Source organism: Streptomyces flavofungini (assembly GCF_041028215.1).
In the GTDB taxonomy this organism is placed as follows: Bacteria; Actinomycetota; Actinomycetes; order Streptomycetales; family Streptomycetaceae; genus Streptomyces; species Streptomyces flavofungini_B.
The window spans coordinates 1-6,867 of sequence record NZ_JASKYR010000551.1; the positions used below are offsets into that span (position 1 = coordinate 1).

The window sequence follows — 6,867 nt, forward strand, 5'->3', positions numbered from 1 at the left end:
GGTGAGCGCACTCCCTGTCAGCGAGCACACATGGCCCCCGGTGGGGCCGCCCCCTCTTCCCCTTCGGGTGTGCGCCCTGACCCTGCCCATCGTCATGAAGGGGAACTCAGCGGACGGGCCGCCTGAGATGCCCTCCACCGATCGTGAAGCCGCGGTCGCCGAAGCCGTCGTCGATCTCGCGCACCGGGTCGCGGACTTCGACCCGCTGGAACTCCTGCATGACCTGACCTTCCACGCCGTGGCCCTGCTGCCCGCTCAGGGCGCGGGCGTCACCCTGCTGAACGAGCACGGCGCCGTGGCCTATGCGACGGCGTCCGACGAACGCTGCCGCGAACTCGAAGAGTGCCAGGTCGACCTGGACGAGGGCCCCTGCCTGGACAGCGCCCGCAGCGGCGACCTGCTGCCCGCCGTCGACCTGACGGACGGCAGCCCCGGCGCCCGGCGCTGGCCCCGCTTCGCCCCGCAGGCCCGCGCGGCCGGGGTCATCGCCGTCGGCGCGGTCCCGCTGAAGGCGCCCGAGTACACCCTCGGCGCCCTCAACCTGCTGATCGTGCGGCCGCCGCTGCCCGCGCCGCCCGATCTCCGCATCGCGCAGGCGCTCGCCTCCGCCGCCACCGGCTGCCTCCTGCACCAGCGGCAACTGCGCAGCCGCGAGGCCGTGGTCGGACAGCTTCAGCGCGCCCTCAACAGCCGCATCGTGATCGAACAGGCCAAGGGCGTGCTGTCGGAGCGGCTGTCGATCTCCATGGACCAAGCGTTCGCCAGGCTGCGCGGGCATGCCCGTTCCCGCGGCCAGAAGCTCAGCGAACTCGCCACCCAGGTCGCCACGGGAAGCGGCCCCGCCGAACTCGACCCCTCGCGGTGAACGCCCCGCCGGGAGCCGCCGCCGAGGGCTCCGGCGGCGGCCTCGCCACCTTTCTGGACCGTCTGCACCGCGCGGCCGACGCGGGGCGCGGCATCGACGCCCTGCCCGTGGCCGGGGCGGCGGAGCTGCTCGGTCTCGACACCCTCACCCTGAGCCTGCTCCTCGCCGACGGCCAGGCGGAACCGGTGTGGTCCGATCCGGCGACGCCGTTCGGCACCGACCTGGCGGACCTCCAGTTCACCCTCGGCGAGGGCCCCGTCCCCGACGCCGCGCACTCGGGCCGCACCGCCGAACCGCCCGCCCGCTGGCCCGCCTTCCAGCCCGCGGCGCTGCGCACCTCCGCCCGCGCCTGCATCGCCCAGCCCCTCAGGCCCGGCGCCATCACCCTCGGCGTGCTCACCGGTTACCGGCACACGGCCGGGCCCCTGCCGCTCCAGGGCTTCACCCGCCTCGCCCAGGTCACCCTGCGGCTGCTGCTCCAGACGTCACCCGACACCCTCACCACCCGGGCCAGGAGCCGCCCGCGCACCCCGGCGCCCGCCTCCAGGAGCCTCGTCCTACAGCCACGACCAGCCGCTGCTCACGGTCGCCCGGGAGGTGATCGCGCACCGTCTCTACCTCGACAGGTCCTGAGGGCTCAGAGGGAGGAGTCGAGCCAGTCGCGGTAGTGGGTGGGGGCCAGCCGCGCGCCAGGTCCGGCGATGAGGACGTCGCCCTCGACCGCGCCGAACATGCCCGCCCGCTCGTCGACGACGACCCGGCGCTCGTCCTTGCGGGCCGCGAGCGTGAGGCGGCCGAGCTCGTCCAGGGTGAAGACGTCAGGGCCCGCGACGTTCAGGACGCCGTTGAGCGGCGCGCCCGTGGTCACGTCGGCCAGGGCCCCGACCACCTCGGCGGTGGCGATGGGCTGGACGCGGGTGGAGGGCAGCCGGACGGTGTCGCCGTCGGCGGTCCAGGACAGCACCGCGTCCATGAACTCGAAGAACTGGGTGGCCCGCACGATCGAGTACGGGGTGGGGCCGTTCCGCAGCAGCTCTTCCTGGAGGGTCTTGGCGCGGTAGTAGTCGAGCTGGGGGACCTGGTCGACCCCGACGATGGAGAGGACGACCTGGTGGCGCACGCCCGCGCGCTCACCGGCCGACAGGAGGTGCCCCGTGGTGGTGCGGAAGAACGCGGGGGAGGCCTCGTCGAACGTGGGGGAGTTCGTCACGTTCACGACCGTGTCCGCGCCGTCGAGCGCCTCGTCGAGCCCGGTGCCCGCCAAGAGGTCGACGCCGGTCGACAGGGCGGCGGCGACCACCTCGTGCCCGGCGTCGCGCAGCCTGGTGACGAGCTGGGAACCGATGAGTCCGGTGCCGCCGATGACCGTGATCCTCATGAGCCTGCCCTTTCCGTGGCCATGGACGAGTGCCGTCGCTGCGGCAAACTCGGATACCTGATGTCCGGGATAGTACTCGGATAGTCTGTGTCCGAGTCAAAGGGGAGGACGGAAAAAGGCATGAAACTGTCGGGTGGCGTGGAATGGGCGCTGCACTGCTGTGTGGTGCTGACCGCCGCGGCCGAGCCGGTCCCCGCCGCGCGCCTCGCGCGACTGCACGACGTCTCGCCGAGCTACCTGGCCAAGCAGATGCAGGCGCTCTCCCGCGCGGGCCTCGTCGGATCCGTCCAGGGCAAGACGGGTGGCTACGTCCTGACCAGGGGCGGCGCCGAGATAACGGTCCTTGACGTGGTGCAGGCGGTGGACGGGGCGAGCCCGGCGTTCACCTGCACCGAGATCCGGCAGCGCGGACCCTTCGGGACGCCGCCCGAGCGGTGCGCGGAGCCCTGCCCCATCGCCCGCGTCATGTCCGCCGCCGACGCCGCCTGGCGGGCCTCGCTCCAGCAGGTCTCCATCGCCGACCTCGCCGCCACGGTGGCGCGCACCAGCGGCCCCGACGCCCTGCCGGACATCGGTGCGTGGCTGAACTCCGCCTCCGGGTGAGCGCACCGCGCCCGGCCTGATCCGGGCGGCAGGCCTACGTTCGTGCGGCGGCCAGGACCTCCCGGCAGGCGTCCGCCGCGCGACCGGCCGCCGCGGCGCAGATCCGGCAGTGCTCATGGCGTCCGGCGTGCCGCGCACACGTGTCGTGGCTGCGTCCGCACGCGACGAGGCACGCCCCCGCCGGGAGACGTCATGCTGAAGACACAGGAACTCATCGCCGGTGTCAGCACCGCGAGCCCCCTCCACAGCGAAGTCCTCGCCGGCGCCGTCGACCCGCTCGCCGAGTGCGMGGTGGCSGCCACCGCGCTGGTACGAGGCCCGTACGGCGGGAAGCCGCGCCGCTAATGTGGCGGGATGACGACGCGGATGATCATTCTCAACGGCGGTTCCAGCTCCGGGAAGTCGGGCATCGTACGGTGTTTGCAGGACGTACTGCCCGACCCCTGGCTGGCGTTCGGCTGCGACTCCTTCGTCGACGCGCTGCCCGCCCGCATGCAGGCGTCGGGTACGGGCATCGAGATCACGGCGGACGGCGGCGTGAGCGTCGGCGAGGACTTCCGGGCGCTGGAGGAGTTCTGGACGGAGGGCGTCGTCGCCATGGCCCGCGCGGGCGCCAGGATCATCATCGACGACGTCTTCCTCGGCGGGGCCGCGTCGCAGCGGCGGTGGCTGAAGCGGCTCGACGATGTGGAGGTGCTCTGGGTCGGCGTGCGGTGCGAGAGCGAGGTCGCGGCCGGCCGCGAGGTCGCGCGCGGCGACCGGGCCAAGGGCATGGCGGCCTCGCAGGCGGACGCGGTGCACGAAGGCGTCGCCTACGACCTGGAGGTCGACACCACCCGCGCCGAAGCCATGGCGTGCGCGCGCACCATCGCGGCCCGGGTGCGCCGGCCGGCGGAGCGGTGACCGGTGACGGCGACGGGGGCCGCGACGGTGCGCGGACGTTCGTCGCGGCGCCGCCGTGGCTCCCCTCCACAGCGGCGCCGCGGTGACCCCTCCGGCCGTCGGGGCGCGCGGGAGTGAGCCCCTTGGTGACAGGCCGGAAGGGTGGGAGGCCGGGCCCGTGTTGTCGGCTCACGGGTCTGGCCACGCAGGGCCTGAGTGTGAACTGCAAGGCGGATGAAGAGCGAGATCTGCCGCCCGGAGAAAGTGCCGAAACGCGGATACCTCCGTGCGATGGAGGGCCAAGGACGCGTCCGGGGACCGGGGACCGGGAAGGACGGCCGCCGCGGTGCGGCCATCATGCTTCCCCCCCCACGCTAGACCCGAGGGGGATGGTGCGGTACCCGGCGGCGGTACGAGTCTGTGTGGGCCCATTCCGGTAGACGGGCGCGGAAGACGGATGGCCCTGCGCGGCGTCCGGCCGGACGCCCCGTCCGGAGTCGGCCGGGTCACGAGGCCGCCGACGTGTCCGACGCCTCCTCCAGGCCGGTCGGTCCGCCGCCTGCCGCGCCGCCTACGGTCACCCGCCCGGCGAGACCCCGCGCTCCTGACGGGCGGCGTCGCCCGCCGCGTTCACTTTCCGCGCCCCGCGGAAGTGCGTCTTCGTTCGCGGTACTGTCCAGCCGCCGCGAGAGCCAGCACACTGTGTGCGGGCCGGTCGCTCACGCTGCCGTACCCCTGGAAGCGGCACACCGGTCCGTCCGCCCCGTCGGCCGAGACCCCGCCGACGAGGCCGGGGACCGTGAGGCCGGGGCCGGGGCCGGACGGCTGTGCCGACCGGTCCCCGGTTCCTGTCGCGCCCGTCGCGGTGGTCCTCACTCCGTGTCGGCGTCGACGAAGAACTCCTGCGAGACGGCCGACGTGCACGCCTGGCGTGTCACCTCCACGCCCGCCGCGGTGCCCCCGCCCGCCATGCCGAGACACTGGCCCGTGGCCTCCTCGCGGATGCGGAAGCCGCCGGGGACCGGTGCCTCGACGGCTTCGACAAGGAAGACGGAGGCGGCGGCGCAGGCGTCCCACGGTTCCAGCATGCCGGGCACCGGGCCGCCGTTCATGACGGTCAGGCAGCCGATACCGAACTCGGGGTGGTGCCACTGGATGCGGTAGCGCCCCTCGCCGACCTCTTCCAGGTAGGTGCGCGGGGGAGTGGCCTGCGCGCAGGAACGCTGGACGGCGACGGCGCTCTGGTAGAGGCCCTTGCGGTCGCGGCCCTCGGTGACGCACAGGGTGGGCGCGCCGGCGGGCCGGATCTTCGCCCAGCCGAGGACGGGGCCCGTGTAGCGCTCCTGCGAGAAGACCGAGCCCGGCTGCCGGTCGCAGCTCCACTGGCGCACCTGCGCGCCGTCGACGACGGAGGAACCGGTGACCTCCAGGCAGAGCGCGGGGGCGGACCTCGGCTGGATCCAGACCCCGCCGTCGGTCTCGCCGAAGGTGAAGCTGGCGCCCGGCTGGCTGCCGCAGGTCTGCTGCCGTACGAGAGCACCGGCCGCGGGGCCGGAGTTCTCCACGGCCATGCACTTGCCGCTGTAGGCGTTGACGAGCTGGTACGAACTGCCGCCCAGAGGTGAGGGCTTCAGCGTCCACAGCGCGTTCTTGCGTCCGGCGCACCGGCGTTGGGTGACCACGTCGCCCTCGGCGGCGGACGCGGTTTCGAGGCACATGTTGCTGTGCTTGGCGACGATGTTGATGTCCGCGGAGGCCGCCCGCGCGGTGCCCGCCGTGCCGCCGAGCCCCGTCAGGGCGAGCAGCAGGGCGGCGACGGCGAGCAGGGCGGCGTGGACGCGCCCGTGCCGCGCGAGACGCCCGGGGCGCCCCTGACACTCGTGACCCGGTCTTCGCATGATTCCCCCTCGGATGTGCGGAACGTGCCGGAGTCTTCGGCGCGGAGCGTCGCACATGGGTCTGATGCGCACCTGACACCAAGGGCGCGGTGCCGCGGGGGCCGGGTCCGTCAGGGGTGCGTCAGCCGGGGCGGCCACCATCTGCCCCGTACCGCTGGGCACGGCCGGAATCGTCGGCCATCGGAGTCGACCATGCGAGTCGACCATACGAGGGGTGAACTCACGATGAGCGGAAGACCCAGGCGGCGGCCGCGCCGCCTCGCGGGACCGCTGGCGGCCGCCGCGCTGCTGTGCGCGGCGCTCACCGCGCCCGCCGCCGCGGCGCCCGGCGCCGGGGCGGACGCCGAGCCGGAGTGCCGGCTGCGGCCGGGCGAGCCGCACGTGGACTGGACGGGGATGAGCTTCACCGGCGACCTGTGGTGTGAACTCACCCCGGGTTCGGTGCGCATCCAGTCGCGCTCCACCAGCCCGGTCATCGGCACGATGAGGTTCAGCCCGCACTGGTTCGTGTGCTGGAAGGAGGGCTCCGACTACCTGGGCAGCAACATCTGGTACTACACCCAGGGCGATCAGGTCGTGACCTCGCCCAAGGTCAAGGCGTGGGGTTACCTGCCCGCCGACATGGTGGAGGCGCCCCAGCACCCCTTCCCCGGACTGACCAAGTGCTCCTGGTCGTGACCGGATTCCGCGCGCCCGCCGCAGGCCCGTAACGAACATGTCGACCCGTCAGGAGTACGCCATGAGACGAAGACCCGTCCGTCCGTCCCGCTCTTCCCGCCCGTCCCGCTCACCCCGCTCGTTCCGGTCCGCCGCCCTCGCCATGGGCGTCGGCGCGCTGCTCGGTCCGACCCTCGCCGCCACGCCCGCGCACGCCGACGCGCGGTCCACCTGCGCGCTCCAGGACGGCATCGTGCTGCGCGACACCATCGGCAACACGTTCACCAAGGCGCTGTACTGCGACAACCTTCCGGCCGACCTGTACGGCAGGCCCACGTTCAGCGCGCCGGTCACGGGGTGGCTCGTCGTGTCGCCCTCGTGGTTCACCTGCTACAGCATCGGCCCGAAGGACACCCAGGGCAACGACGTCTGGTACTACACCCAGGGCGACCGGGTGGGTGATCTGCCGTACATCAAGGGCTGGGGGAACGTCCCGGCCGAGATCGTCCAGATCCCCGCGGGCATGTCGCACCCGGTCGCGGGACTGCCGCGCTGCCCCTGGTACTGACGCACACCCACCCCAC

General features: G+C 73.4%; 9 protein-coding genes. 7 read left to right on the forward strand and 2 right to left on the reverse strand.

Annotation, left to right across the window (positions count from 1 at the left end):
- Positions 1-127 precede the first annotated feature (127 nt).
- Together AB8Z36_RS29355 and AB8Z36_RS29360 are read left to right on the forward strand one after the other, a co-directional pair.
- Positions 128-865 (forward strand): ANTAR domain-containing protein, encoded by a 738-nt coding sequence (locus AB8Z36_RS29355; RefSeq protein WP_369216414.1) that lies wholly within the window; start codon positions 128-130, stop codon positions 863-865.
- On the forward strand, positions 862-1,533 hold the full coding sequence (locus tag AB8Z36_RS29360; RefSeq protein WP_369216415.1) for a hypothetical protein: 672 nt from the start codon (positions 862-864) through the stop codon (positions 1,531-1,533). Before AB8Z36_RS29355 ends, AB8Z36_RS29360 begins: the two co-directional genes overlap by 4 nt.
- Here the strand turns inward: AB8Z36_RS29360 and AB8Z36_RS29365 are convergent.
- Positions 1,503-2,243: an SDR family oxidoreductase gene (locus tag AB8Z36_RS29365; RefSeq protein WP_369216416.1), complete on the reverse strand. Its 741-nt coding sequence runs from the start codon at positions 2,241-2,243 to the stop codon at positions 1,503-1,505. The two genes, AB8Z36_RS29360 and AB8Z36_RS29365, sit on opposite strands and share 31 nt — an antisense overlap.
- A 120-nt stretch (positions 2,244-2,363) precedes the next feature.
- Between AB8Z36_RS29365 and AB8Z36_RS29370 the strand changes: the two genes are divergently transcribed.
- From AB8Z36_RS29370 to cpt, 3 genes are all read left to right on the forward strand, one after another.
- Entirely contained in the window at positions 2,364-2,846 is a 483-nt protein-coding gene (locus tag AB8Z36_RS29370) for an RrF2 family transcriptional regulator (protein WP_369216417.1), read from the forward strand.
- A 192-nt stretch (positions 2,847-3,038) separates the two neighbouring features.
- On the forward strand, positions 3,039-3,191 hold the full coding sequence (locus AB8Z36_RS29375; protein WP_369216418.1) for a hypothetical protein: 153 nt from the start codon (positions 3,039-3,041) through the stop codon (positions 3,189-3,191).
- Positions 3,192-3,200: 9 nt separating this feature from the next.
- Positions 3,201-3,749, forward strand: a complete 549-nt coding sequence (gene cpt, locus AB8Z36_RS29380) for a chloramphenicol phosphotransferase CPT (RefSeq protein WP_369216419.1) — start codon at positions 3,201-3,203, stop codon at positions 3,747-3,749.
- An 851-nt stretch (positions 3,750-4,600) separates the two neighbouring features.
- On the opposite strand, the gene AB8Z36_RS29385 is transcribed toward cpt, so the two are convergent.
- Positions 4,601-5,626, reverse strand: a complete 1,026-nt coding sequence (locus AB8Z36_RS29385) for an RICIN domain-containing protein (protein WP_369216420.1) — start codon at positions 5,624-5,626, stop codon at positions 4,601-4,603.
- Between the two features lie 225 nt (positions 5,627-5,851).
- Between AB8Z36_RS29385 and AB8Z36_RS29390 the strand changes: the two genes are divergently transcribed.
- Both AB8Z36_RS29390 and AB8Z36_RS29395 read left to right on the forward strand, forming a co-directional pair.
- Positions 5,852-6,304, forward strand: a complete 453-nt coding sequence (locus AB8Z36_RS29390) for a hypothetical protein (protein ID WP_369216421.1) — start codon at positions 5,852-5,854, stop codon at positions 6,302-6,304.
- 61 nt (positions 6,305-6,365) lie between these two features.
- The gene (locus tag AB8Z36_RS29395) at positions 6,366-6,851 is read left to right on the forward strand and encodes a hypothetical protein (RefSeq protein ID WP_369216422.1); all 486 of its coding nucleotides are present in this window, start codon (positions 6,366-6,368) and stop codon (positions 6,849-6,851) included.
- Positions 6,852-6,867 lie beyond the last annotated feature (16 nt).

What these genes read in the sequence shown, in the direction of transcription:
- AB8Z36_RS29370 (WP_369216417.1), top strand. Translation starts at nt 2,364, where the DNA reads ATGAAACTGTCGGGTGGCGTGGAATGGGCGCTGCACTGCTGTGTGGTG.
- AB8Z36_RS29365 (WP_369216416.1), bottom strand. Translation starts at nt 2,243, where the DNA reads ATGAGGATCACGGTCATCGGCGGCACCGGACTCATCGGTTCCCAGCTC.
- AB8Z36_RS29390 (WP_369216421.1), top strand. Translation starts at nt 5,852, where the DNA reads ATGAGCGGAAGACCCAGGCGGCGGCCGCGCCGCCTCGCGGGACCGCTG.
- AB8Z36_RS29395 (WP_369216422.1), top strand. Translation starts at nt 6,366, where the DNA reads ATGAGACGAAGACCCGTCCGTCCGTCCCGCTCTTCCCGCCCGTCCCGC.
- AB8Z36_RS29385 (WP_369216420.1), bottom strand. Translation starts at nt 5,626, where the DNA reads ATGCGAAGACCGGGTCACGAGTGTCAGGGGCGCCCCGGGCGTCTCGCG.
- AB8Z36_RS29355 (WP_369216414.1), top strand. Translation starts at nt 128, where the DNA reads ATGCCCTCCACCGATCGTGAAGCCGCGGTCGCCGAAGCCGTCGTCGAT.
- cpt (WP_369216419.1), top strand. Translation starts at nt 3,201, where the DNA reads ATGACGACGCGGATGATCATTCTCAACGGCGGTTCCAGCTCCGGGAAG.